We start from the raw sequence: 22,613 nt of genomic DNA, 5'->3' as shown, positions 1-22,613 counted from the left end.
GAATGAATTTCGAACTCGACCCCGAACACCAGACGCTCAAGGAGCTTGTCGCCAGCTTCGTGCGCGAAGACCTGCTGCCGCTGGAACCGGCCCTGCTGAAACGGGAGGCCGCCGGCGAACCCTGGGAGCTGTCGGCCGATGAGCACGCGCGGCTGGACACCGTGTCGAAGGCCCGCGGCCTGTGGGGCCTCGATGCGCCCGCCGAAATGGAGGGCCTCGACCTCCCGGTGGTGGCGATGGTCGGGGTGAACGAAGAATTCGGAAAGACCATCACGCCCTACGAGCTGCCCCCCGACTCGCCCAATCTGCGGATGCTGCTGACCGCCGCCAACGACGCGCAGCGCGCCGCCTACCTGGCCCCTTACGCGCGCGGAGAGACGGTTTCGGCCATCGCCATTTCGGAGCCCGGCGCAGGCGCCGACCCTTCAGCCATGTCGACGCGTGCCGTGCGCGACGGCGACGACTGGGTTCTCAATGGCCGCAAGATCTGGATCAGCCGCGCCGCGCGCGCGGACTGGACCATCGTCATGGCCGTCACGGACAAGACCAAGGTGGGGCGCCCAGCCATCTCGGCGTTCATCGTCGACCGCAACACCCCGGGCTTTCGCGTCGAGCGTCGCATCCCCATGATCGGCGGCGTCTCGACCTACGAGGTGCTGCTCGAAGACTGTCGCGTACCGCATGCACGCCTGCTCGGCCAGGAAGGCCAGGGGTTCGCGCCGATGCAGGCGCGCCTGTCGAGCCGGCGCCTGCAGATGGCCGCATGGTGCGTCGGCCGCGCCCAGCGCGCGCTCGACATGATGTGCGAGTACGCACCGCAGCGCAGCACCTTCGGCGCCTCGCTCGCCGAACGCCAGACGGTGCAATGGTGGATTGCCGACGCGGCCACGCGCATTCACGCCTGTCGACTCATGACCTACGAAGCAGCCGCACGCATCGATCGTGGCGACGAGGCGCGCAGCCAGGTCTCCATGGTCAAGGTGTTCGCCACCGAGATGGCGGGGAAAGTGATCGACCACGCGATGCAGATGTTCGGCGCCATGGGCATGACCAAGGAAATGCCACTGCATCAGATGGCCAACGAAGCGCGCCTGATGCGGATCTACGAAGGTCCGAGCGAAGTGCACCGCTGGGTGGTTGCACGCGAGCTGCTCGGCTTGAAGCGCTGACTAGACGACCAGCCGGTACCCCACCGCCGTCTCCGTCAACAGATGCTTCGGCTGCGCCGGATCGGCCTCCAGCTTCTGCCGCAGATGGCCCATGTAGATGCGCAGGTAGTGGCTCTGGTCCGTGTGCGACGGGCCCCACACCTCGCGCAGCAGCTGCCGTTGCGTCAGCACGCGGCCGGCGTTGGCCACCAGCACCGACAGCAGGCGGTACTCGGTCGGCGTGAGGTGCACTTCGGCGCCGGCGCGGCGCACGATGCGTGCGGCGCGGTCCAGTTCGATCTCGCCGAAGCGGAACACGGCCTCGGCGGCCGGTTCGTCGCCGTTGCCGCCCGCGGCGCGTGGCCGGCGCAGGTTGGCGCGCACGCGGGCGAGCAACTCACCCGTGCCGAAGGGCTTGGTGAGGTAGTCGTCGGCGCCGGCGTCGAGCGCGGCGATCTTGTCGGCTTCGTCGGTGCGGGCCGAGAGCACGATGATCGGCACCTGCGACCAGCCGCGCACATCGCGGATCAGCGACACGCCGTCGCCGTCGGGCAGGCCCAGGTCGAGCACCAGCAGGTCGGGCTGGCGCGTGCCGGCGGCCGCCAGGCCGTCGCGCAGGGTGCCGGCCTCGTGCACCTGCCAGCCTTCGGCCTCGAGCGCGCCGCGCACGAAGCGGCGGATCTGCGGCTCGTCTTCGATCACGATGGCGGTGGGGGATGGCATGGCGGGTTTCAGAGCTGGGCTTCAGCGGGTTCGGGTGGCTCGCGGCGCGGCAAGGTGACGGTGAATTCTGCACCGCCGTCGCGCGCGTTCGCCGCGCTGATCTCTCCGCCGTGCGCGCTCACCACGGCGCGGCAGATGGCCAGGCCGAGGCCGACGCCGGGCGTGGCGGATTCGGCTTCGCCGCGCGTGAACTTGTCGAACAGGGTCTGCTCGCGGCCCTGCAGCGCGGCGGGCAGGCCGGGGCCGTGGTCGCGCACGGTGAGCACCAGCGCGGTGGGCTCCGCGCGCGCGCCCACCTCGATGGGCGCGGCGCCGTACTTGGCGGCGTTCTCCAGCAGGTTGACGAGCACGCGCTCGATGAGCACGGCGTCGAACTCGACCAGCGGCAGCTCAGGGTCCCACGCGGTCTGCACGGTCATGCCGCGCAGCGCGGGGCGCGCGGCGCGGATGGCGGCGCCCACCACCTCTTCGACCGACTGCCAGTCGCGCCGCAGGTTGACCGCGCCGCCGGCCACGCCGCTTTCGAGGCGAGCCATGTCGAGCAGGTTGCTGACCAGCGCATGCAGCGCGTGCGCCTGCGTGACGATGGCGCGCGCGGCCTCGCCATGCTCTTCGGGCGGCAGGGTCTGCAGCGATTCGGCCAGCGCGATGAGCGCGGTGAGCGGGGTGCGCACATCGTGCGAGATGGCACCGAGCAGCGCGTTGCGCAGGCGCTCCGATTCCATCTCGACCACAGCGCGCTGCGCGACCTCGACGTAGTGCACGCGCTCCAGCGCGATGGCGATCTGGCGCGCCAGCGTGTCCAGCTGCTGCGCCTGCTCGGGAATGAGCAGCCAGCGCGGGCGGGCCGGGCACAGTGCGAGCACGCCGCGCACGCGCATGGGCGCGCGCAGCGGCACGTAGTGCCAGGGCTGGGCGGCGAGCGTGGCGGTGGCCAGGCCGGCGGGCTGGCCGTGGCGGAAGGCCCAGTCGGCCACCTGCGCATCGAAGCCGGGCGGCGGGTCGGCGGGGGGCACGAGCTGGTCGGCCGCGTCGGTGACCAGCACGCGCGCATGGCCGCCGAAATGGGCCTGCACGGCGGCGGCGCCGAGCGCGACGACCTGGGTGCTTTCGAGCGCGGCCGAGAGTTCGCGCGTGAGCTCGAACAGCGAGCGCGCGCGACGCTCGCGGCTGGTCGACACGCCGGCCGCGAAGCGCAGCCCGGCGGTGAGCTGGCCCACCAGCAGGCCGACGCCGAGCATCACGGCGAAGGTCAGCAGGTACTGCACGTCGCTGACCGCGAAGGACAGGCGCGGCGCGACGAAGAAGTAGTCGAAGGCCGCCACGTTGAGCATGGCCGCAAGCGCCGAAGGCCCGCGCCCGAAACGCATCGCCACGCCCACCACGCCGAGCAGGAACAGCATGACGATGTTGGACAGCTCCAGCACGCCCGTGAGTGGCGTGCACAGCAGCGTGAGCGCGATGCTGGTGGCCGCGGCCCAGGCGTAGCCGGGCCAGCGCGACTGCGCGCGCTCATCGTCGTCGTCGGCCTGCGTGGCGACCAGCGTCGCCTGCGACAGGCGGCGTGCGCTGTCGGCGCGGCCGACCTCGAGGATGTCGAGCGCCGGCGCCCGCTGCGCCAGCGCGCGCGCCAGCGGCACCGCGGACGCACCCCACCAGCGCCGCCAGCCGCGCACGGGCTCCGCGCGCCCGATGACCAGCGTCGCGCAGTTCAGGCGCCGCGCCTGCTCGGACAGTTGCTCCGCCACGTCGGCGCCGGTGAGCACGGCCGTGGCCGCGCCCAGTTCCTCGGCCAGCTTGAGCACGGCGAGGATGCGGTCGCGCTGCGCAGCATCGAGGCGCTGCAGCCGTGGCGTCTCGACGTACGCGGCATGCCAGCGCACGTTGAGCTGGCCCGCGAGCCGCGCGGCGGTGCGCACGGTCTGCGCCGCGCCCTCGTGCGGGCCGACGCAGGCCAGGATCGCGCCCGAGGTGTTCCAGGCCTGCAGCGCGGCGCCGCCCTGCCCGTTGCCGCCGGGGCCCGATTGTTCGACGCGCCAGCCGCGCACGTCGTCTTCCACATGCTCGGCGGTGCGGCGCAGGGCGATCTCGCGCAGCGCGATCAGGTTGCCTTTGCGGAAGAAGTTCTGTGCGGCGCGCTCGGCCTGTTGCGGCAGGTAGACCTTGCCGGCCGCGAGCCGCGCCGTGAGTTCGTCGGGCGTGACGTCGACCAGCACCACCTCGTCGGCCTCGTCGAGCACGGTGTCGGGCACGGTCTCGTGCACGCGCACGCCGGTGATGGCGCCGACGGTGCCGTTGAGGCTTTCCAGGTGCTGCACGTTGAGCGCCGACCACACCTCGATGCCGGCGGCCAGCAGCTCCTGCACGTCCTGCCAGCGCTTGGCATGGCGCGAACCCGGCGCGTTGGTGTGGGCCAGTTCGTCGACCAGCAGCACGGCGGGCTTGCGCGCCAGGGCGGCGTCGAGGTCGAACTCGGCGAGCGTGCGGCCGCGGTAAGGCAGCTCGCGCAGCGGCAGCGTGTCGAGCCCCGCGAGCAGCGCGGCGGTCTCGCTGCGGCCATGGGTTTCGACCACGCCGATGAGCACGTCGCGCCCGGCCTCGCGCTCGCGCCGGGCGGCGCTGAGCATGGCCCAGGTCTTGCCGACGCCGGCGCTGGCGCCGAAGTAGATGCGCAGCTTGCCGCGCAGCGCGCGCGCCTCGTCGCTGCGCAGTTGCGCGAGCAGGGCGTCGGGGTCGGGGCGGGTCTCGGGCATGAGGGGGTGCAGATTAGCGCATCGGCCCGTTCTTGCGCCGCCGTTCATGCCGGCGCGCGGTGCGCGACAGCACCCACCAGGCAAAGCCCAGCGGCACGAACAGCGCCGCCATGGCCAGCAGCACGTGCAGCAGGTCAGTGACCATGGCGCAGGCCGCAGCGCGCGAGGTGATCGCGCCAGCTCATGAGCCGGCCGATCTCACCCGAAGGCACGCACTCGATGAGGCGGTGCAGCACCTCGGCGTAGCGCGCGGTCGGAAAACGGATCATCAGGCGCACGCAGGGCGCGTCGCTTTCCTGCGAGCTGCAGGCATGCAGCAGCGGCTCGCAGCGCACCACGCCGGCCTCGGCGCAGGCGGCGATGCTTCGGCGCACGCGCAGCGCGTCGGCGCAGCAGACGGTGACGTCGAGCACGTGGAACTGCGTCGTGCGCGGCGCGATCGGACTTCGCACGACGGCGACAGGATGTTCACGGTAGGCGGCATAGGCCATGGTTGTTTTCTCCTCAACGCACCGTCGAAGAAGCATCGAGCGCCAGGTTCAGCGCCAGCACGTTGACGCGCGATTCGCCCAGCACGCCCCACAGCGGCTTCTGGGTGTTCTGCACGATCAGCGCATTCACCTGGTCGGGCGCCATGCCGCGTTCGCGCGCCACGCGGGCGGCCTGGTAGTGCGCGGCGGCGGGGCTGATGTCGGGGTCGAGCCCGCTGGCCGAGGCCGTGACGAGGTCCACCGGCACCGGCGCGGTGTTGCCCGGGTCGGCCGCACGCAGCGCCTCGACGCGTGCCTTCACCGCATCGGCCAGCGCGGGGTTCAGCGGGCCCTGGTTGGAGCCGCCCGAGGCGCTCGCGTTGTAGGGCTGCGGCGCGGTGGCCGACGGGCGGCCCCAGAAGTGCTTCGGGTCGCTGAAGTTCTGGCCGATGAGCGCGGAGCCGATGGGCTTGCCGTCGCGCATCACCAGGCTGCCGGCCGCCTGCGACGGGAACAGCGCCTGCGCGGCGCCGGTGACGGCCGCCGGGTAGAGCAGGCCGGTGAATGCGCTCAGCAGCGCGAAGAGCACGAGCGCGGGACGGACGATGCCGCCGTTGTTGTTTTTCATGATGAAGAACTCCTCAGACCAGATGGACTGCGACCAGCAGCCAGTCGATCAACTTGATGCCGATGAAGGGAACGAGCAAACCGCCCAGGCCGTAGATGGCGAGGTTGCGGCGCAGCAGCGACGCGGCGCCCACCGGCCGGTAGCGCACGCCCTTGAGCGCCAGCGGAATCAGGAACACGATGACGAGCGCGTTGAAGATCACCGCCGACAAGATGGCCGACGACGGGCTGGCCAGGCGCATCACGTTGAGCGCGCCGAGCTGCGGGTAGGTCGACACGAAGATCGCCGGAATGATCGCGAAGTACTTCGCCACGTCGTTCGCGATCGAGAAGGTGGTGAGCGAGCCGCGCGTCATGAGCAGCGCCTTGCCGGTCTCCACCACCTCGAGCAGCTTGGTCGGGTTGGAGTCGAGGTCGACCATGTTGCCGGCCTCCTTCGCGGCCTGCGTGCCGCTGCCCATGGCCACGGCCACGTCAGCCTGCGCGAGCGCGGGGGCGTCGTTGGTGCCGTCGCCGGTCATCGCGACCAGCCGGCCTTCGGCCTGGTACTTGCGGATCAGCGCGAGCTTGTCCTCGGGCGTGGCCTCGGCCAGGAAGTCGTCCACGCCGGCCTCGGCCGCAATGGCGGCGGCCGTGAGCTTGTTGTCGCCGGTGATCATCACGGTCTTGATGCCCATGCGGCGCAGCTCGGCAAAGCGGTCGCGGATGCCGGTCTTGACGATGTCCTTGAGCTCGACCACGCCGAGCACGCGGTTGCCTTCGGCCACGGCCAGCGGCGTGCTGCCGCGGCGTGCCGTTTCTTCGGCGACGCGCAGCATCTCGGCCGGCACGCTGCCGCCCAGCGATTCGACATGGCGGCGCACCGCGTCGACCGCGCCCTTGCGCAGGACGATGGCATCGACGTCCAGGCTGTTCGGCGCGGCCGGCAGGTCGACACCGCTCATGCGGGTCTGCGCGGTGAAGGGCACGAAGCGCGCGCCTTCGACCGACGCCGCTTCGAGGCCGTCGCGGCGCGCCAGCTCGACGATGCTGCGGCCCTCGGGCGTCTCGTCGGCCAGCGAAGCCAGCATGGCGGCGCGTGCGAGGCGGCCCTTCGGCACGCCGGGTGCGGGCAGGAAGGCGCTGGCCTGGCGGTTGCCGTGCGTGATGGTGCCGGTCTTGTCCAGCAGCAGCACGTCGACGTCGCCGGCCGCTTCCACCGCGCGGCCCGAGGTGGCGATCACGTTGGCCTGCATCATGCGGCTCATGCCGGCCACGCCCACGGCCGAGAGCAGGCCGCCGATGGTGGTCGGGATCAGGCACACGAGCAGCGCGACCAGCGCGGTGAGCGACACCACGGTGCCCGCGCCCGCGGCCTCGACGCTGAACACCGAGAACGGCAGCAGCGTGACGGTGACCATGAGGAACACGATGGTCAGCGCCACCAGCAGGATGGTCAGCGCGATCTCGTTCGGCGTCTTGTGGCGCTTGGCCGCCTCGACCATGCCGATCATGCGGTCCAGGAACGACTCGCCGGGGTTCACCGAGATGCGCACCACCAGCCAGTCGGACAGCACGCGGGTGCCGCCGGTGACGGCCGAGAAGTCGCCGCCCGATTCGCGCACCACGGGCGCCGATTCGCCGGTGATGGCGCTCTCGTCGACCGAGGCCACGCCTTCGATCACTTCGCCATCGAGCGGGATCACGTCGCCGGCTTCGACCAGCACGACGTCGCCCTTGCGCAGGTTGGGCGCCTGCTCGGGCAGCCACGCCGCGCCATGGTGCGGCTGCTGCTGGTCCTTCAGCTTCTTGGCCCAGGTGTCCTTGCGCAGGCCGCGCAGCGACGCCGCCTGCGCCTTGCTGCGGCCTTCGGCCAATGCTTCGGCGAAGTTGGCGAACAGCACGGTGAACCACAGCCACACGGTCACGGCCAGCACGAAGGCGGGCTGCATGCCGGTGTCGCCCGGAAAGCTCAGTGCATGCACCCAGAGCAGCGTCGTGAGGATGCTCCCGATGTAGACGATGAACATCACCGGGTTGCGCCACTGGGTACGCGGGTTCAGCTTGGCGAAGGCGCCCCAGAGCGCGGGCTTGACCAGCGCTGCGTCGAACAGCGAGAGGGAAGTTTTGGTTTTGGCAGTCATGGTGCGCTCCTTCTTATTTCCAGAGCACGAGGTGTTCGACGATCGGCCCGAGGGCCAGTGCCGGCACGTAGTTGAGCAGGCCGACCAGCAGCACGGTGCCGATCAGCAGGAAGACGAACAGCGGGCCGTGCGTGGGCAGCGTGCCGCTGGTGACGGGCAGGCGCTTCTTGGCGGCCAGCGCGCCGGCAATGGCGAGCACCGGCACGATCATCGCGAAGCGCCCGAGCCACATCGCCAGGCCGAGCAGGCCGTTGTAGAACGGTGTGTTCGCCGACAGGCCCGCGAAGGCGCTGCCGTTGTTGTTGGCGGCCGAGGTCAGTGCGTACAGCACCTCGGAGAAGCCGTGCGCACCAGGGTTCGCGATGCCGACCTTGCCCGCGCCCGCGCTCACCGCCAGCGCCGTGCCCGCCAGCACCAGCACCGGCGTGACCAGGATGGCGATGGAGATCAGCTTCATCTCGCGCACCTCGATCTTTTTGCCGAGGTACTCGGGCGTGCGGCCGATCATCAGGCCCGCGATGAACACCGCGAGCAGGGCGAACACCAGCATGCCGTACAGGCCGCTGCCGACGCCGCCGAAGACGACCTCGCCCAGCTGCATCAGCACCATGGGCACCATGCCGCCGATGGGCGTGAGCGAGTCGTGCATGGCGTTCACCGCACCGCACGAGGCGGCGGTGGTCACGGCGGCAAAGAGGGCCGAGGCGTCGATGCCGAAGCGCACTTCCTTGCCTTCCATGTTGCCGCCGCTTTGCAGCGCGCTGGCCACCTGGTCCACGCCCAGCGGGCCCAGCAGCGGGTTGCCGGCTTGCTCGGCGGGCGTGACGGCCAGCACCGCCACCACGAACAGCACCGTCATCGCCGCGAGCACGGCCCAGCCCTGGCGCAGGTCGCCGACCACGCGGCCGAAGGCGAAGCACAGCGCCGCCGGGATCAGGAAGATCGCGAGCATCTCCAGCAGGTTGCTGAACGCGGTCGGGTTCTCGTAGGGGTGCGCCGAGTTGGCGTTGAAGAAGCCGCCGCCGTTGGTGCCGAGCATCTTGATCGCTTCCTGCGAAGCGACCGGGCCCATGGCCAGCGTCTGCGTCTGCGTGGTGGCGTCTTCCATCACGGGGGCGCCCTTGTCGTCCTTCAGCGGCTGGCCGTCGGGGCCGTTCTTCGGTTGCTGGAAGGCCGTGGCCTCCACCGTGTGCACGCTCTTGTAGGCGTCGAAGTTCTGGATCACGCCCTGCCCTGCGAGGCACAGCGCGAGCACGAACGAGATCGGCAGCAGCACCCACAGCGTGACGCGCGTCACGTCGGCCCAGAAGTTGCCGACCAGGCCCTTGCCGTCACCCCGGCGCGCAAAGCCGCGCACCAGTGCGAAGGCGACCGCGATGCCGGTGGCGGCAGACAGGAAGTTCTGCACCGCCAGGCCGAGCATCTGCGTGAGGTAGCTCATGGTCGACTCGCCGCCGTAGCCCTGCCAGTTGGTGTTGGCGACGAAGCTCACCGCCGTGTTGAAGGCCGAGTCGGGCGACACCGCGCCCATGCCGGCCGGATTGAACGGCAGGCCGCCCTGCAGGCGCTGCAGGGCATAGAGAAAGATCGCACCGATGGCGTTGAACGCCAGCAGCGCCAGCGCATAGCGCAGCCAGTGCATCGACTGCTCGGGCTGCGTGCCCGCGAGCCGGTACAGCGGCGCTTCGACGCGCTGCATCCAGCGCGGCACGCGCTCGGCGCACAGCGCGGCCAGCAGCTTGCCCAGCGGCCAGGCCAGCACCAGCAGCGCGCCAAGAAAAAGGGCCAGCAAGACCCAGGCCGAGGTTTCCATGTCAGAACTCCTCGGCGCAGATCAGCGCGAACACCAGGTACGCGAACAGGACCACGGCGACCAGCGCGCCGAAGCCGTACAGGACTTCGAGGCCGATCACGATGCATCCCCCGGCGTGCGTGTCGCATCAACGCCCGCGTGCGGCTTCTGCGGCCCTTCGAGCCGGTTCAGCCCGACGACCATGGCCGCCACCACGACCCACAGCGCCAGCAAGGCGCCCATCCAGACGATGTCCATTCATCACTCCTGCAAACAAGATGAAAGGAGTCTCGGCAGGCGTGCGTAAAACCGGGGGAAAGAGTGAGTGGGGGGCCGTAAAGAAAGCGTAAAAACGCGGGCAACGCAGAGGATGAGGCCCGCCTGGTGCGTCGCGCCGAATGCCTCGGCGAGCTCCAGCAAAGGAGCCGGGGCCATTCAAACAGCCGAGGCTGTTGCCGATGGCGCGGCCCGGTCAGTCCACCTGCCGGGGATACCCGATCTCGGCGATGTCATTTCCGAGCGACGCCATGTCGAGGTCGGGATTGAATCGCCGGACGAGCGCGTCGCTGAGCGGTTGGTGCCGATAGATCGCCTCGACATCGCCCAGGTCGAGGTCGCGTTCGTAGTAGTCAGCCGCGAATTCGACGTACTGCTCGGGCCAGCCGGCGAGGACGGCAAGCAGCTCGGCGGAGCCATCCGGATCTTCACCCGGCGGAAGCTCGACCGGTCCGCAAGTCCAGCGTTCTTCATGGCTCAGGCGCCAGAGACAGAAGGTGCTGTCGCTGGTCGTGAACGCCGGCTCTTCCAGCAGGTTGGCGCGGAACTCCGCCGGCAGCCGTTCGAAGATTCCGGGCCATGGCGTCCCCGGCCGGAATGCCGGAGCCTCGTGCGCAAGCCCGTGGAGCGCGACGCCAGCCTGGCAGAAGACGGCAAACCAATGATCGCCCGAACCATTGCGCATCGATGCCATCGCCGCCTCATCCGACCACGCGGCGTTGAACGAGTAGTACCGGTACTCCCACTCCGGCGAGAGCATGGCGTCGAGCATTGCAAGAGACTGGGTCAGTCGCTTCAACGTCGGAATGTCTGGAAGCGCCTTCAGGTTTCTCGTCGAGAGGGTCATGCGGGGGCGAAGTTGGTGGGGATGAACGCGCATGCTATCTGCCGATCGGGTCGAGCGCATGCCTGGTGCCCGGACGCTACAGCGCACAGGTTCAGTTCCGCTACACCCCGGACGGAGGCCCTGTCCATGACATCTACTACCCGGTGGTCATGGACGTGATGCCCCGATGATTCCGGGCGAGCGACAGGCTCAGTGCGCCATCCACCGCCCGTCGTCACGCCGGCTGAGGAAGTAGCCGGCGCGGGCGGCGCGCGGGTCGTCGGCCGATTTTTCGTTGACGATGTCCATCTCGGCGCGCGCGATCAGCCAGGTGCCGCCCTGCTTGCCGTTGGACCACTGGAAGCGGTGGAAGCGCGCGTCGGAGCCGATGTAGAAGGTGTGCTGTAGCGGCGACGCGCCGTAGTTGCGGAACGCGGAGACGGGAATCTGCTGCGTCTCGCGGGCGCTGCCACAGCCTGCCGCCGCGAGAAGCGCCGCGACCGCCAGGGCCGCGACGCCGCCGCGCGAAAGAACCCGCGCGGTGCCCATGGCCCGGGTCAGCGGCCGAAGCCGCGGTTGTACGAACCCACGGCGGAGTTGTAGTAGCTCACGATGTTCTTGTACGTCGACGGGAACTTGCTGTCCTTGAACGTGCGCCATTGGCCGATCATGTTCAGCAGGCTGCCGTGCAGCGACTCGTAGTTGTAGTTGGGCGCCTTGCCTGCTTCCCCCTTGGCCTTGGCTGCGGCCTTGGCTTCTTCCAGCGCCTTGGAGAGTTCTTCCAGCGAGGCCTGCAACTCGCTGGCCGCCGCATCGACCTTGGCGACGGCGTCCTTGTTCTTCAGGCCGTCGATCTGGTCGAGGCCGTTGACGAACTTCTTGGCCACCGCCATCGAGGCCAGCGTGTGGTAGTTGAGCATGTCGCCCTCGGCCTTGAGCTTGGCCATGCGTTCGGTGCGCGACGCCTCCTGCACGCGGTCCAGCTCGCCGCCCAGCTTGTCGATGCTGGCCAGCAGGCCCTTGAAGCCGGCGTTCATGTCGGCGTCGGCCGCGCGGCCCCTGACCCACTTGTCTTCGAGAAAACTCTTGGACCGGTAGTACGGGTCCATCGGCGTCCAGACGGCGACGAGCTTCTCGCCCGTGGCCACCACGCCGTCGACGGCCGCGTCGAGCGCCGCGTCGCCCGAGCCGTCGGCACGTGCCTTCTTCAGGTCGTCCACGATGGACTGCACATCGGAAGGGCTGCCATAGAACGAGTTCCCGCTCGGCGACTTGCCGTTCACGTTCATCTGCACGTAGCTCTTGTACTTGGCACCCACGCTGCGGTTGTCGTCGATGAGCCGGTTGTAGCCCTGGCTGTAGCTGGTGCGGGCCGCGGCCTGCACGCGGGCCGGGTCCTTGGCGGGCTGGGTCTTGCCCGATGCGGACGGCGATGGCGAGGCTGCCGCCGGCGTCGGCTTGTTGTCTTCCTTGCAGGCCGCGAGCACGGCGCAGAAACAAAGGCTCAAGGCAAACAGGCGCGTGCGCGCCGATCGGTTGTTGTGCGCAGTCATGGCGCTCTCCCTCGGTTGTGGTTGTTCGGTGCCGCGCCCGTCGATGAAGGCCATCGTTCGCAGCGGCAACAGGTGCGAAAAATGATAGCCAGCGCCACCGCGTCCGATCGTCGCGAACGCGCGAAAAACGCCCCGCGCACCGAACTAAATTGTGAGGATTCGCTTCAAGGCGTGCCCTGGAAAGTCAGAGCGTGCGTTCGAGCTGCCAGGCTTGGTACTTCAGGCTTACCACCGCACCGATGACGATGCCCGCGATGGCCGGCAGGCTCGCGATGCTCAGCGTCGACAGCGCGCTCAGGCCCTGCCCGATGGTGCAGCCCATGGCCGTGACGCCGCCGATGCCCATGAGCACCGCGCCCATCGCGTGGTGCGCAAGGTCGCCGGTGTTGGCAAAACCTTCCCAGCGGAATTCGCGCGACCACAGCGCATGCAGCGCGGCGCCCACCACCACGCCGGCCACCGACACGATGCCCAGCGTGAGGCGCTTGTTGGCGTCGCTGTAGAACATGAGCCAGTCGAGCGCGTAGGCCACCGGCGTGACGAAGCTCAGCGCTTCGGCGCGGCCGGAGTTGGTGGCGAGGAACACATGCTCGAGCGTGAGCGGATGCTCCTCGACCACCGCCCAGTGGCCACTGAGCCACCATGCGCCGACGACCAGCGCGCCGATCAGCATGCCGCCGACGAGGCTGCGCACGTCGCGCGTCTCGCGGCCCCATGCGGCCCACACGAGCAACGCGCCGCCCAGCACGAGGCCGAGCGCGAGGCGCAGCGAAGACGCCTTCAGTTGGAAAGACGCCGCCAGCACATCGGGCAGCGACGCATTCATCGCCAGGTCGATGTGCACCGCATCAACGGTCGCGACGCGCAGCACCGCGGTGATGCCCTTCAGCGTGGCGAAGGCCGACACGCCCATGAGCACCAGCACCACCAGCGCCTTGAGGTTGCCGCCGCCCAGGCGCACCAGCGTCTTGTTGCCGCAGCCCGAGGACAGCACCATGCCCACGCCGAACAGCAGGCCGCCGACCAGCGCGGCGAGCCAGAGGATCTGGTGCGAGGCGTAGAGCGTGCGGTCGGCATCGACGAGCCCCGCGAACACGAGCGCCGAGAAGCCGATGAGCGCGACGCCGCCGGCCGCGGCCCACTGCTTCACGCGCGTCCAGTCGCCGAGCGCCACCACGTCGCTGATCGCGCCCATGGTGCAAAAGCGCGTGGCGCGCGCGACGGCGCCGAACACCGCCGACAGCACGAAGGCCGCCACGAGCGCGAGCGTGGTGAGAAGGGAAAGCTGCGCGATGGACATGCCCCGATTCTAGGGAGCGACCCCGCGCGTGCGGGGCCCCATTCAGCCCAGGCCGGGGTTCGGCGCGATGTTCTTCAGCACGGGTTCGTCGAGCCGGCGCGTGGTCACCACCTTGCGCGACTTCAGCCACGGCTCGATGACCTCCCACACCGGCTTGTTGCCGGCGGTGCGCGCCTCTTCGCTCACGGGCGCCCAGCCCGCGACCTTGTAGCTGCGATTGGCGTCGATGGGCTTGCCGCCCAGGCGCATGTCCTGGATGCGCTGGCCCATGGCGGCGGTCGGGTCGCAGGTGTATTGCAGCCCGCCCACGCGCACCATGTCGCCGCCCTGCTGGTAGTAGGGGTCGGGGTTGAAGAGGTTGTCGCAGACGTCTTCGAGCACGGTCTTGAGCGTCTCGCCGGTCATCTGCGTGACGGTGGCGTACGAGTAGGTGGTGGCCGTCATGTCCATCAGCCACTCGCGCGTGATCGCCTGGCCGGGCAACAGCGAGGTGCCCCAGCGGAAGCCGGGCGAGAAGGCGATGGGCGCGTCCTGCACTTCCATGAGGGCGTCGAGCAGCAGCTGGTCGCCGGTGCCGTTGAAGTTGCCGCGCCGATACAGCGCACCGTCGGTGTGGGCGAGGGTTTCGGCCAGCTTGGCCTCGTAGGGCGCACGCACGCGGGTGATGAGCGCGTCCATCTCCTTGTCGGCCGGAATCAGGTCGGAGAACACGGGCAGCAGGCGGTAGCGGAAGTCGCTCACCTTCTTGCCCTTGACGTCGAAGTCGATCACGCCGAGGAACTTGCCGTTGGAGCCGCCGTTGACCACGATGGTCTTGCCGCCCGCGTTGCTCACCAGCGTGGGCATGGGCGTGCCGTCGTGCGTGTGGCCGCCCAGGATGGCGTCGATGCCGGTGACGCGGCTGGCCATCTTGAGGTCGACGTCCATGCCGTTGTGCGACAGCACCACCACCACCTGCGCGCCCTTGCCGCGCGCCTCGTTCACCACGCGCTGCAGGTTGTCGTCCTGGATGCCGAAGGTCCAGTCGGCCACCATGTAGCGCGGGTTGGCGATGGGCGTGTAGGGGAAGGCCTGGCCGATGATGGCGCAGGGCACGCCGTTGATCTCGCGCATCACATACGGCTTGAACACCGGGTCGCCGAAGTCGGCGGTCTTGACGTTCTGCGCCACGAACTCGACCTTGCCCGCAAAGTCCTTCTCGACGATCTGCTGCACCCGCGCCATGCCGTAGGTGAACTCCCAGTGGCCGGTCATCACGTCGACGCCGAGCAGCTTGCAGGCGTCGACCATGTCCTGCGCATCGGTCCACAGCGAGGTGGCCGAGCCCTGCCAGGTGTCGCCGCCGTCGAGCAGCAGCGCGCCGGGGCGGCTGGCCTTGAGCTGTTTCACCAGCGTGGCCAGGTGCGCGAAGCCGCCGACCTTGCCGTAGCGCTGCGCGGCCTTGTCGAAGTCGAGGTAGGTGAGCGCATGCGCCATGCGCGTGCCGGGCTTCACGCCGGCGGCTTTCAGCAGGTGCTCGCCCACGAGGTGCGGCACCTTGCCGCGCATGTTTCCCACGCCGATGTTGACGCCCGGTTCGCGGAAGTACAGCGGCTTGAGCTGCGCATGGCAGTCGGTCATGTGCAGCATCGACACGTTGCCGAAGGCCGGCACGGTGTACATGCCGTCGAGGCCGGCGGCCACGCTGCTGCCGTGGCGGCCCAGGCCCAGGCCGGCGACAGCGCCGGCACCGAGCATCTGGACGAACTCGCGCTTGGAAAGGTTCATGAAGAGAGAAGCCGGGCGTTCAGCGGTTGACGGGAGACTGGGGGTCGAGCAGCAAGCCCATCACGTCGCGGATCTGCTTCTCGTTGAGGATGCCGGAATGGCCGACGCGCGGCATGTTCGAGCAGGCGTTGTAGGCGCGCGCGTTCCACAGCTTGCCCCAGGTGTATTCGACGATGGGCTTGGACGCAGCGCTGGCCGGGTCGCTCACGCCGCGCAGCTTGCCGTAGTGGTACAGGCTCGGGCCGAGCGTGCCGAAGGAGATTTCTTCCTTCGACATCTGGTGGCAGTTGTAGCAATTGCCGCCGTTGGCGGCGTTGGCCGCGTCGGTCCAGGTGAGGCCGCGGCCGTTCTGCGCGATCTTCTCGCCCTCGCGCCAGTCGCCGACGAACTTGCCGTCGGAAGGCCAGCGCACGGTCTTCATGTTCGCGGCTTCGATCTCCTTGGTGCGCTGCTCGTCCAGCGGCTTGCCGCTGGCCTCGGCTTCGCTGCACGCGAGGTTGGCCGGATCTTGCACGAGGCGGTCGACCTTGGCGATGCCCTGGTCGCGGAAGGAGCGCTGCAGCGCGTCGGCGGTGAGCTTGTCGAGCTCGGCGGCGCTGTCGACGGACGCGCAGCCGAACACGGTGAGCGCGCAGGCCACGGCGGCCAGGCCGAAGAAATGATCAGACTTCATGGCGTGGCTCCTTCAGCGCTTGATGGCCGGTGCGGTGGTCTTGCCGCCCTTGCCGTTGACGCCCATGTACACGGCCAGCGCCACGGTCACGTCGCTGGCGTAGCCCGGGTACGGAAAGCGCTGCTGGCGGAAGCAGTCGTTCAATCGACGCTGCATGCCCCACAGCTCGCCCGACGACACGCGGTAGGCCGGCCAGGCGCCGAAGCCTTCACCGGCGCCGGGGTTCTTCGTGAGGTTGGGCAGGTCCTGCAGGCGGATGCGCTTGCCGTCGGCGCCGTGGCAGGTGGCGCAGGCAAAGTCGTGCGGGCCGGCGCGCAGGAAGAACAGGCGCTTGCCCACTTCGTAGGCGCGGCGTTCGCTCGCATGCGACTGCGGCAGGTTCAGCGGCAAGCCTTTCGATTCGGCCGAGATCCACGCCACCAGCCCCTCGAGGTTCTTCTGCTCGCCCTGGCCGAACGGCGTCTTCGCGATGGCGGCGGCGTCGAAGCCCTGCAAGGTTTCCATGCAGGTGAGCAGGCGCGACTCCATGTCCTGCACGCGGCCGGTGTCGGGAAAGTAGCGCGGCAGTTCGGCGAACGCGCCCTTCACCACGCCCGGGCCCTTGCCAAGGTCGCACTTCTCCATCGACGCGGCCTTGGGACCGCGCTTCTGTTTCCAGAGGTCTTCGCCCTTGGCCTCGAACAGTTCGGCGGGGTTGCCGTCCTGCAGCAGCGCGCGGTACTCGGCGATGCCTTCGGCCGTGGTCTTCTGCGCCGCGGCGGGCAGTGCGATGCTGCCGGCCAGCACCAGCAGGCTCAGGCATGTGGTTGTCCTCATGGGGCCGCCTTTTTTTCTCGTGGGGAACACAACACGCGAACGATCAATCGATCGCTCGCGTGGTCGAAGAAAGCGTCAGCTGACGGTGGCTTCGTCGGTGCGGGTGTCGCCGCGGTTGTCCTTCCAGGTCACGGCGATCTTGTCGCCGGCCTTCGCGCCCTTCAGCGTGAACTGCATGAAGGGGTTCTTCGACACTGCCGGGCCCCAGTCGGCCGTGAGCACGGTCTTGCCGTTGAGCGAGGCCGTGACCTCCTGGATGAACCAGGCGGGAATGGTCTTGCCGGCGGCGTCCTTGCGCTGGCCGGTTTCCATTTCGTGCGCCATGAGGATGCGCACGGTCGTCTTGTCGCCCGCGGCCTGGGCGCGGATGCGCATGGGATCTGCCATGGTGGTCTCCTTCTTCTCGTCGTGTTCTGTGTGTGAAGCCCGTCGCTCAGCCGCCGCAGCCGCCGAGCGTGACCTTGACTTCCTTCTTGGCGAAGAGCGCCTTGCCGTCGTTCATGACCGCGATCGCGTACACGTCGGACGACTGGCCCAGCTTGGCGCGCGTGGTGAAGTTCGACTCGACGAACTCCGAGGTGTTGAAGATCGCGACCAGGGCGTTGGGGTTCTTCTCGACCAGCAGCATGAGCTGCTTCACGCCGGGCAAGGCGGTGGCCACGCTGAGCGGCACCACGGCGCCGTTCTCGGCGATGTCGGGGCCGGTGATGGTGACGTCCTTGCTCTCGGTGGGCGCGCCGGTGACACCGACGGCCTTGAGCGCGTCGGCCACGCTCTTGGCGTCGAAGGCGTCTTTGGAATACGCGAGGGCGGTGGCGGGGAGCCAGCCGGCGGTGGCCGCCAGGCCTGCGAGGGCGGCGGACTGCGTGAGCATCTGTCTGCGGTTTTTCATGGGGTTGTCTCCTGTCGAATCATGGTCCGGCGCTGTCGGCGAGCCAGCGTGCGATGGCCTTGGCATCATCGTCGCCGAGGGTCTGCGGCGGCATCGGGATCGCCCCCCAGACGCCGGTACTTCCCGCCTTGATCTTCTGCAGCAGGTGGTCGGTCTGGCCGGGGTACTTCTTCGCGATGTCCGAGAAGGCCGGGCCGACGAGCTTCTGCGTCATGCCGTGGCAGGCGGTGCAGCTGTTCTTCTCGAGCAGCGCCACGGGCACTTTCGGGGCCGCGACCGGTGCGCCGGTCTTCACTGGAGCAGCAGCCGGCGCCGCAGTGGCGATGCCGCGCTGTGCGCCCACCAGCCGGTTCTGGTCGGCGAGGTTGCCGTGGCTGCCGCGCGCATGCGGCGGCAGTTGCGCGACGGACGACGCCGCTGGCACGCAATCGCGCATGCAGGCCACGGCCGACACGTCGGGTTTCGTGGCGCGGCCGAACTCGCTGCCGGGCCACATCGCGTGCGCGGTGGTGCCGCCGTTGCGGTTGGGCATGCGGGCCTGCACCTCGCGGATGTTCTTGTCGGACAGCGTGAAGTCGTCGGGCACGATGCCGCCGAGGTTCAGCATGTAGGCGGTGACGGCGTACACGTCGTCGGGCGTCAGCGACTTGGGCTGGTTCCACGGCATGGCGCGGTACACGTAGTCCCACACGGTCGACAGGCTCGTGACCTTCATCAGCGTGGTGCGGCCCGGGAAGGCCGGGTCTTTCAGGCGCGCGACGTGGCCGCTCTTGATGTCCTCGGCCGTGGTGCCGCCGACGATGGGGCTGAACACCTGGTTCGATTCGCCGAACACGCCGTGGCACGAGGCGCACTTTCCTTCCCACAGGTCCTGCCCGCGCGTGACGGAGCCCGAGCCGGGCGGCAGGCCCTTGAAGTCGGGACGCACGTCGATGTCCCACGCGGCCACTTCCTTGGGCGTGGCGTCGCGGCCGATGCCGGCGTAGCCTGCCGCCTTGGGCTGTGCCCATGCGGCTGCGCTGCCAGCGAAGACCAGCAACAGCAGCGCGCGCTTAGGAAAGCTGGACATTCGCCACCTCCCCGTTCGCCTGCACCTGCCACGACTGGATGGCGTTGTTGTGATAGATCGAGCGCGTGCCGCGCACCGCGCGCAGCTGCTTGTAGCTGGGCTGCACGTAGCCGGTGTCGTCCATCGCGCGGCTCTGGATGATGGCGGGCGTGCCGTCCCACACCCAGTCGATGTTGAAGCGCGTGAGGCACTTCGAGAGCACGGGCGATTCGAGCCGCGCGGTGCGCCAGTTGCGCCCGCCGTCCACGCTCACGTCCACGCGCTTGACCTTGCCGCGGCCCGACCATGCGAGGCCGGTGATGTTGTAGAAGCCCTTGTCGAGCAGCATCTGCCCGCCCGAAGGCGTGGTCACGACGCTCTTGCATTCCTGGATGCTGGTGTACTGGCGGTGCTGGCCGTCGGGCATCAGGTCGACGTAGTGCACGGTCTCGTCCTTGGCGCCGTAGGGCTGGTCGCCGAGTTCGATGCGGCGCAGGTACTTGACCCAGCTCACGCCCTGCACGCCCGGCACCACGAGCCGCAGCGGGTAGCCCTGCTCGGGCCGCAGCATCTCGCCGTTCTGGCCGTAGGCCACGAGCACCTCGCCCGAGCGGATGAGGCTCATGGGAATGGTGCGCGTCATCGACGAGCCGTCGGCACCTTCGGCGAGCACGAAGCGCTCGCCCTTCAGGTCGGCGCCCGCCATCTCGAGCAGCGTGATCAGCGGCACGCCGGTGAACTCGCTGCACGACAGCATGCCGTGCGTGTACTGGGCCGTCGGCACGGCGACGTTGCCCCACTCCATGCCGGTGTTGGCGCCGCACTCGATGAAGTGAAAGCGCGACACCGAGGGCAGGCGCATCAGCTCGTCGAGCGTGAAGACCTTCGGCGTCTTCACTAGGCCATTGACCATCAGCCGGTGCTTGGACGGATCGATGTCCCACCAGCCCTGGTGATGCCGCTCGAAGTGCAGGCCGCTGGGCGTGACGATGCCGAACAGCGACTGCAGCGGCGCGAACGACACCGAGGCCTGCGCGGTCGGCGTGAGCCCCGGGCTCTGGCGGCGCTGCACATTGGCTTCGTACTTGGAAGGCTTGCCGTAGCCGTCGGTGACCACCGGCTGGCCGAGGCCCGTGCTGTGCGCGGGCAGGTTCAATATGGCGGGGTCGCCGTCGCCCACGGCAGAGCGCGATTGCGCGAGCGCGGACGACGTTGCCGCCGTGCCTGCCACGGCCGCGGCGAAGGCGTTGCGGATGAAGTCGCGCCGCCCCTTGCCGGCTTCGGCGAAGACGGCGCGCACGCCTTGCGCGTCGAGAAAGTTCTCGGGTGCCTTGCGAACCTGCCCGGTCTGCTGGATGCTGCCGCTCATCGCGTCGCGTCCGTGGGCCTTACTTGGCGCCGCCCAACACCCAGGCGGCCAGCGCCTTGGCATCGGCCTCGCTCATCGCGGGCTGCGCGGGCATGGGCACGGCGCCCCACTTGCCGGTGCTGCCCTTCTGGATGCTCGCGGTGAGCGCGGCGAGCGCGTCGGCCTGGCCGGTGTACTTCTTCGCGACGTCGAGGTAGGCGGGGCCGACCAGCTTCTTGTCGACCGCGTGGCAGGCGAGGCAGGCGTTCTTCTGGGCCAGTTCCTTGTTGGCAAGGGCCGGTGTCGACAGCAGCAAGGCGGTGACAGCGACGGCGAGCGACGGCAGCAGCAACTTCAATTCGGTCTCCTCGAAACGCGCCCCGAAGCGGCCGGTTTCATCGTTAAATAAGTAAATCGTTATGTATTGATTTTAGGGACGATCGTGAACAAGGGAAGGGCTTTGCTCTTGGGGGAAACCCGTTCGGTTTCGCCATGCATAACGTCAGCTGCGGACGGCGGTGCGTGCTTGCTGCAGGCGTGCTTCGAGGTAGGCGCCGTAGAAGTCCGAGTCGCCGCCGGTCAGGCGCTCGGCGACCTCGCGGCCGTTGCGGCCGAAGAAGAGCACGGTCGGCGCGACGCTGACTTTCCACGCCTTGATGAGCGCGTCGTGCGTGCGCGTGGCGCCGTCGAAGTCGCGCACGGTGCGTTGATCACGAAAGTCGATCTGCACCACGGGCAAGCCCGCGGCAACTTCGGGCATGAGGTAGTGCTCGCGCGCGATCTTGCAGAAGGGGCAGCCCTGCAAGCTGGCCATGACGACCAGCGGTTGCGCGCGGGCCAGCGCCGCGGCGAGCGCGCCAGCCAGCGAGACGGGCGCGGGCAGTTGCACATCGGCCGCATGCACGGCCATCGGCGCGACGCACCACGCGGCAAGACCCGCGACGAGCTGCCGGCGCGTGCGCTCGCCGCTCATCGCGCCTCCTGCTCCAGCAGCAAGTAGGTGTTGTAGGCGTTCATGCGGTTGGCCACCTTGAACAGCGGCCAGGCCTCGAAGCGCGACCAGTCGGTGGCGGCGTAGGCCTCGTCGAAGGGCGTCATCTCGGTGGCGGCCTTCTGCATCGCGCCGCGCAGGAAGACGAGGTAGTCGCGCGTCTGCCGCAGGTCTTGCGCCGGGTCGTCCGACGCGGGGCCGTGGCCCGGCACGATGGTGCGTGCGTCGAGCGCGAGCAGCGCGTCGAGCGATGTGATCCAGTGCCGGCTGTCGGCCGAGCCCACGTAGGGCGTGCGGTTGCGGAACACGATGTCGCCGGTGAACAGCACCTTCTGCTGCGGCAGGAAGATGGCGAGGTCTTCGGGCGTGTGCGCGGGGCCGGCGGGCTGGATCACGAAGCGCGTGCCGCCAATCGTCAGTTCGGTGCGCCCGTCGATCCACACATCGGCCGGCACCAGGCGCGTGCGCTCGTCGATCCACGGCGCGAGCTCCTGGCGCGAGGCTTCGAGCCGCAATCGTGCGGTGTCGGACGTGAGATAGGTCTTGCCTCGCGCGTGCGCCACGATCTGCGCGCCCAGCGCCTTGAACACCTGCAGGCCGTAGATGTGGTCGGCGTGGTAGTGCGTGAGGATGACGTGGCTGATCGGCTTGGGCGTGAGCTTGCGGATCTCTTCCACCATGCGCTCGGCAACGGCGGGCGAGCCGAGCGCGTCGATCATCACGACGCTGTCGCGCGTGACGACGAAGCCGGCGTTGGAGATGAAGTTCTGGTTCTCCTTCGAGCCCAGCGCGGGGATGCCCTGCACGTAGTAGATGTCGGGCGCCACCGGCAGCGGGCGGATCTCGGGGGCCGCGAACGCGGCACTGGCGCTCAGCCAGAGCGCAGCGCACATCAGCAGCGCCTTCGCGCGAACGGCGGTGGGCCGGCACGGGAACATCGTGGGTCGTCTCCTGCGGGCTCGGCGGCGAGGGCCGCGGGCTTGCCCGGCTGTAAATATAAGCAGAAGATGATATTTTGCGGGCAACGACAACAGCCAGAGGGTTTCCCCATGAGACACGCATTCATCGCTTTCCTGCTCGCCATGGTCGCCACGTTCGCGGGCGCGCAGGAGACCAAGGTGGTCTACCACGTGAACACCGGCGTGGAGAACAGCGCCGCCATCCTGGCGAACATCACGAACCACCTGAACGCGGACCCGAAGGCGAAGATCGTCGTGGTCACGCACGGCCCCGGCATCGACTTCCTGCTGAGCGACGCCAAGGACAGCAAGGGCCGCGAGTTCAGCGGCCCGGTGAGCGCATTGGCCGGGCGCGGCGTGGAGTTCAAGGTGTGCAACAACACGCTCACCACGCGCAACATCGACGCGGGCAAGCTGCTGATGGAAACCAAGGTGGTGCCCTCGGGCGTGGCCGAGGTGGCGCGGCTGCAGGCGAAGGAAGGCTACGTCTACCTGAAGCCCTGAGGCGCGAAAGCCGGCTGACGCCGG

At 69.0% G+C, this 22,613-nt stretch carries 25 protein-coding genes; 2 read left to right on the top strand and 23 right to left on the bottom strand.

Annotated elements, in window-relative coordinates:
• Positions 1-2 precede the first annotated feature (2 nt).
• Positions 3-1,169, top strand: a complete 1,167-nt coding sequence (locus AC57B8_RS10235; protein ID WP_095950305.1) for an acyl-CoA dehydrogenase family protein — start codon at positions 3-5, stop codon at positions 1,167-1,169.
• Here AC57B8_RS10235 and kdpE read toward each other — a convergent pair whose 3' ends face one another.
• From kdpE to AC57B8_RS10120, 23 genes are all read right to left on the bottom strand, one after another.
• Positions 1,170-1,871, bottom strand: coding sequence for a two-component system response regulator KdpE (gene kdpE / locus AC57B8_RS10230; protein ID WP_062480698.1), 702 nt, complete (start codon positions 1,869-1,871; stop codon positions 1,170-1,172).
• Positions 1,872-1,879: 8 nt separating this feature from the next.
• Positions 1,880-4,624: a DUF4118 domain-containing protein gene (locus tag AC57B8_RS10225; protein WP_496479553.1), complete on the bottom strand. Its 2,745-nt coding sequence runs from the start codon at positions 4,622-4,624 to the stop codon at positions 1,880-1,882.
• A gap of 13 nt (positions 4,625-4,637) precedes the next feature.
• Entirely contained in the window at positions 4,638-4,769 is a 132-nt protein-coding gene (locus tag AC57B8_RS10220; protein WP_260685230.1) for a hypothetical protein, read from the bottom strand.
• The gene (locus tag AC57B8_RS10215; RefSeq protein WP_062473825.1) at positions 4,759-5,115 is read right to left on the bottom strand and encodes a hypothetical protein; all 357 of its coding nucleotides are present in this window, start codon (positions 5,113-5,115) and stop codon (positions 4,759-4,761) included. The genes AC57B8_RS10220 and AC57B8_RS10215 overlap by 11 nt, the downstream gene beginning before the upstream one ends.
• 13 nt (positions 5,116-5,128) lie before the next feature.
• Positions 5,129-5,722, bottom strand: coding sequence for a potassium-transporting ATPase subunit KdpC (gene kdpC / locus AC57B8_RS10210; protein WP_496479552.1), 594 nt, complete (start codon positions 5,720-5,722; stop codon positions 5,129-5,131).
• 13 nt (positions 5,723-5,735) lie between these two features.
• Complete coding sequence (gene kdpB / locus AC57B8_RS10205) at positions 5,736-7,844, bottom strand: potassium-transporting ATPase subunit KdpB (protein WP_496479551.1); 2,109 nt, start codon at positions 7,842-7,844, stop codon at positions 5,736-5,738.
• A gap of 13 nt (positions 7,845-7,857) precedes the next feature.
• Positions 7,858-9,657: a potassium-transporting ATPase subunit KdpA gene (kdpA, locus tag AC57B8_RS10200; RefSeq protein ID WP_496479550.1), complete on the bottom strand. Its 1,800-nt coding sequence runs from the start codon at positions 9,655-9,657 to the stop codon at positions 7,858-7,860.
• 1 nt (position 9,658) lies between these two features.
• Positions 9,659-9,757 carry a K(+)-transporting ATPase subunit F gene (gene kdpF / locus AC57B8_RS10195; RefSeq protein ID WP_056576794.1) on the bottom strand — a complete coding sequence of 33 codons (99 nt, stop codon included), beginning with the start codon at positions 9,755-9,757 and terminating at the stop codon, positions 9,659-9,661.
• Positions 9,754-9,894 (bottom strand): hypothetical protein, encoded by a 141-nt coding sequence (locus AC57B8_RS10190; protein ID WP_167395072.1) that lies wholly within the window; start codon positions 9,892-9,894, stop codon positions 9,754-9,756. The genes kdpF and AC57B8_RS10190 overlap by 4 nt, the downstream gene beginning before the upstream one ends.
• Positions 9,895-10,108: 214 nt before the next feature.
• On the bottom strand, positions 10,109-10,759 hold the full coding sequence (locus tag AC57B8_RS10185) for a hypothetical protein (RefSeq protein WP_496479549.1): 651 nt from the start codon (positions 10,757-10,759) through the stop codon (positions 10,109-10,111).
• A 189-nt stretch (positions 10,760-10,948) separates the two neighbouring features.
• The gene (locus tag AC57B8_RS10180) at positions 10,949-11,287 is read right to left on the bottom strand and encodes a hypothetical protein (protein ID WP_496479548.1); all 339 of its coding nucleotides are present in this window, start codon (positions 11,285-11,287) and stop codon (positions 10,949-10,951) included.
• An 8-nt stretch (positions 11,288-11,295) separates the two neighbouring features.
• Complete coding sequence (locus tag AC57B8_RS10175; protein ID WP_496479547.1) at positions 11,296-12,291, bottom strand: DUF3829 domain-containing protein; 996 nt, start codon at positions 12,289-12,291, stop codon at positions 11,296-11,298.
• A gap of 184 nt (positions 12,292-12,475) precedes the next feature.
• On the bottom strand, positions 12,476-13,591 hold the full coding sequence (locus tag AC57B8_RS10170) for a YeeE/YedE family protein (RefSeq protein WP_496479546.1): 1,116 nt from the start codon (positions 13,589-13,591) through the stop codon (positions 12,476-12,478).
• A 42-nt stretch (positions 13,592-13,633) separates the two neighbouring features.
• Positions 13,634-15,358: a thiosulfohydrolase SoxB gene (gene soxB, locus AC57B8_RS10165; protein WP_496479545.1), complete on the bottom strand. Its 1,725-nt coding sequence runs from the start codon at positions 15,356-15,358 to the stop codon at positions 13,634-13,636.
• A gap of 19 nt (positions 15,359-15,377) precedes the next feature.
• Positions 15,378-16,031, bottom strand: a complete 654-nt coding sequence (gene soxX, locus AC57B8_RS10160; protein WP_095747116.1) for a sulfur oxidation c-type cytochrome SoxX — start codon at positions 16,029-16,031, stop codon at positions 15,378-15,380.
• Positions 16,032-16,043: 12 nt separating this feature from the next.
• Positions 16,044-16,847, bottom strand: a complete 804-nt coding sequence (gene soxA / locus AC57B8_RS10155) for a sulfur oxidation c-type cytochrome SoxA (protein ID WP_062473848.1) — start codon at positions 16,845-16,847, stop codon at positions 16,044-16,046.
• Positions 16,848-16,922: 75 nt separating this feature from the next.
• The gene (gene soxZ / locus AC57B8_RS10150; protein WP_172438442.1) at positions 16,923-17,234 is read right to left on the bottom strand and encodes a thiosulfate oxidation carrier complex protein SoxZ; all 312 of its coding nucleotides are present in this window, start codon (positions 17,232-17,234) and stop codon (positions 16,923-16,925) included.
• A 46-nt stretch (positions 17,235-17,280) separates the two neighbouring features.
• The gene (soxY, locus tag AC57B8_RS10145; RefSeq protein ID WP_496479544.1) at positions 17,281-17,739 is read right to left on the bottom strand and encodes a thiosulfate oxidation carrier protein SoxY; all 459 of its coding nucleotides are present in this window, start codon (positions 17,737-17,739) and stop codon (positions 17,281-17,283) included.
• A gap of 19 nt (positions 17,740-17,758) precedes the next feature.
• Positions 17,759-18,808 (bottom strand): c-type cytochrome, encoded by a 1,050-nt coding sequence (locus AC57B8_RS10140; RefSeq protein ID WP_496479543.1) that lies wholly within the window; start codon positions 18,806-18,808, stop codon positions 17,759-17,761.
• Positions 18,792-20,156 (bottom strand): sulfite dehydrogenase, encoded by a 1,365-nt coding sequence (soxC, locus tag AC57B8_RS10135; protein ID WP_496479542.1) that lies wholly within the window; start codon positions 20,154-20,156, stop codon positions 18,792-18,794. Before soxC ends, AC57B8_RS10140 begins: the two co-directional genes overlap by 17 nt.
• Before the next feature lie 19 nt (positions 20,157-20,175).
• Positions 20,176-20,493, bottom strand: a complete 318-nt coding sequence (locus AC57B8_RS10130) for a c-type cytochrome (RefSeq protein WP_062473853.1) — start codon at positions 20,491-20,493, stop codon at positions 20,176-20,178.
• Between the two features lie 144 nt (positions 20,494-20,637).
• The gene (locus AC57B8_RS10125) at positions 20,638-21,108 is read right to left on the bottom strand and encodes a thioredoxin fold domain-containing protein (RefSeq protein WP_496479541.1); all 471 of its coding nucleotides are present in this window, start codon (positions 21,106-21,108) and stop codon (positions 20,638-20,640) included.
• A complete protein-coding gene (locus AC57B8_RS10120; RefSeq protein ID WP_070063009.1) occupies positions 21,105-22,064 on the bottom strand; it encodes an MBL fold metallo-hydrolase in 960 nt (319 codons plus the stop codon). Before AC57B8_RS10120 ends, AC57B8_RS10125 begins: the two co-directional genes overlap by 4 nt.
• Before the next feature lie 111 nt (positions 22,065-22,175).
• On the opposite strand from AC57B8_RS10120, the gene AC57B8_RS10115 reads away from it, so the two are divergent.
• Positions 22,176-22,589, top strand: coding sequence for a DsrE family protein (locus tag AC57B8_RS10115; protein ID WP_492699455.1), 414 nt, complete (start codon positions 22,176-22,178; stop codon positions 22,587-22,589).
• Positions 22,590-22,613: the final 24 nt, after the last annotated feature.

The organism is Variovorax sp. BGA-UO-ETr-C22, from assembly GCF_059567965.1.
The sequence above is the reverse complement of the archived record's forward strand: the minus strand, read 5'-3'. Positions and strand labels throughout refer to the sequence as shown.

Bases quoted from the DNA above. Each gene is read 5' to 3' on its own strand.
- AC57B8_RS10140 (WP_496479543.1), bottom strand. From the start codon at position 18,808: ATGTCCAGCTTTCCTAAGCGCGCGCTGCTGTTGCTGGTCTTCGCTGGC.
- AC57B8_RS10120 (WP_070063009.1), bottom strand. From the start codon at position 22,064: ATGTTCCCGTGCCGGCCCACCGCCGTTCGCGCGAAGGCGCTGCTGATG.
- soxA (WP_062473848.1), bottom strand. From the start codon at position 16,847: ATGAGGACAACCACATGCCTGAGCCTGCTGGTGCTGGCCGGCAGCATC.
- soxC (WP_496479542.1), bottom strand. From the start codon at position 20,156: ATGAGCGGCAGCATCCAGCAGACCGGGCAGGTTCGCAAGGCACCCGAG.
- AC57B8_RS10125 (WP_496479541.1), bottom strand. From the start codon at position 21,108: ATGAGCGGCGAGCGCACGCGCCGGCAGCTCGTCGCGGGTCTTGCCGCG.
- AC57B8_RS10190 (WP_167395072.1), bottom strand. From the start codon at position 9,894: ATGGACATCGTCTGGATGGGCGCCTTGCTGGCGCTGTGGGTCGTGGTG.
- soxX (WP_095747116.1), bottom strand. From the start codon at position 16,031: ATGAAGTCTGATCATTTCTTCGGCCTGGCCGCCGTGGCCTGCGCGCTC.
- AC57B8_RS10235 (WP_095950305.1), top strand. From the start codon at position 3: ATGAATTTCGAACTCGACCCCGAACACCAGACGCTCAAGGAGCTTGTC.
- AC57B8_RS10175 (WP_496479547.1), bottom strand. From the start codon at position 12,291: ATGACTGCGCACAACAACCGATCGGCGCGCACGCGCCTGTTTGCCTTG.
- AC57B8_RS10215 (WP_062473825.1), bottom strand. From the start codon at position 5,115: ATGGCCTATGCCGCCTACCGTGAACATCCTGTCGCCGTCGTGCGAAGT.
- AC57B8_RS10170 (WP_496479546.1), bottom strand. From the start codon at position 13,591: ATGTCCATCGCGCAGCTTTCCCTTCTCACCACGCTCGCGCTCGTGGCG.
- AC57B8_RS10185 (WP_496479549.1), bottom strand. From the start codon at position 10,759: ATGACCCTCTCGACGAGAAACCTGAAGGCGCTTCCAGACATTCCGACG.
- kdpC (WP_496479552.1), bottom strand. From the start codon at position 5,722: ATGAAAAACAACAACGGCGGCATCGTCCGTCCCGCGCTCGTGCTCTTC.
- kdpE (WP_062480698.1), bottom strand. From the start codon at position 1,871: ATGCCATCCCCCACCGCCATCGTGATCGAAGACGAGCCGCAGATCCGC.
- AC57B8_RS10115 (WP_492699455.1), top strand. From the start codon at position 22,176: ATGAGACACGCATTCATCGCTTTCCTGCTCGCCATGGTCGCCACGTTC.
- soxY (WP_496479544.1), bottom strand. From the start codon at position 17,739: ATGAAAAACCGCAGACAGATGCTCACGCAGTCCGCCGCCCTCGCAGGC.
- soxB (WP_496479545.1), bottom strand. From the start codon at position 15,358: ATGAACCTTTCCAAGCGCGAGTTCGTCCAGATGCTCGGTGCCGGCGCT.
- kdpA (WP_496479550.1), bottom strand. From the start codon at position 9,657: ATGGAAACCTCGGCCTGGGTCTTGCTGGCCCTTTTTCTTGGCGCGCTG.
- AC57B8_RS10220 (WP_260685230.1), bottom strand. From the start codon at position 4,769: ATGGTCACTGACCTGCTGCACGTGCTGCTGGCCATGGCGGCGCTGTTC.
- AC57B8_RS10225 (WP_496479553.1), bottom strand. From the start codon at position 4,624: ATGCCCGAGACCCGCCCCGACCCCGACGCCCTGCTCGCGCAACTGCGC.
- soxZ (WP_172438442.1), bottom strand. From the start codon at position 17,234: ATGGCAGATCCCATGCGCATCCGCGCCCAGGCCGCGGGCGACAAGACG.
- AC57B8_RS10180 (WP_496479548.1), bottom strand. From the start codon at position 11,287: ATGGGCACCGCGCGGGTTCTTTCGCGCGGCGGCGTCGCGGCCCTGGCG.
- kdpB (WP_496479551.1), bottom strand. From the start codon at position 7,844: ATGACTGCCAAAACCAAAACTTCCCTCTCGCTGTTCGACGCAGCGCTG.